This window comes from Caballeronia choica, from assembly GCF_001544535.1.
Classification (GTDB): Bacteria; Pseudomonadota; Gammaproteobacteria; order Burkholderiales; family Burkholderiaceae; genus Caballeronia; species Caballeronia choica.
Genome location: NZ_FCON02000641.1, coordinates 1 through 524, shown reverse-complemented (window position 1 = coordinate 524; position 524 = coordinate 1). Strand labels below are relative to the sequence as shown.

The 524-nt window shown below is 60.9% G+C and carries 1 protein-coding gene; it reads left to right on the top strand.

Translation table 11 applies throughout. The annotated features are described in order from the left end of the window. Nucleotides 1-524 (top strand): VIT1/CCC1 transporter family protein (locus tag AWB68_RS46115; RefSeq protein ID WP_200829006.1); only part of this gene is annotated, 524 nt, incomplete at both ends.

Below are 524 nucleotides of genomic sequence, written 5' to 3'. Positions count from 1 at the left end.
CTTGGAGCGAACGATGGTCTCGTGTCGAACTTTTGCCTCATCATGGGCGTGGCCGGTGCGGGCAGCAACAGCAAAACCGTGTTGTTGACCGCTTTCGCGGGACTCGTGGCGGGCGCTGTCTCGATGGCGCTCGGCGGGTGGCTTTCCGTCACCAATGCGCGCGAGCTCGCGCGCACCCAAATCGCAAAGGAAGCAGACGAACTCGAGCAGATGCCCGAAGCCGAGCGGCACGAACTCGCGCTCATCTATCAGGCGAAGGGTCTCGATGCGGTCGAGGCACGACGCGTGGCCGCTGAAATCATGCGCGACAAAGACAAGGCACTCGAAACGCTTACGCGCGAGGAGTTAGGCCTCGATCCAGCAGAACTCGGCGGAAACCCGTGGACGGCGGCACTTGCGTCGTTTGCGCTCTTTGCAGTAGGCGCAATCATTCCCGCCATTGCTTTTCTTTGGTCGAGCGGAGAGAGGGGCATTGTTCAGTGCGTCGTTTTGAGCGGAATAGGGCTTGCGGGCATTGGCGTGTT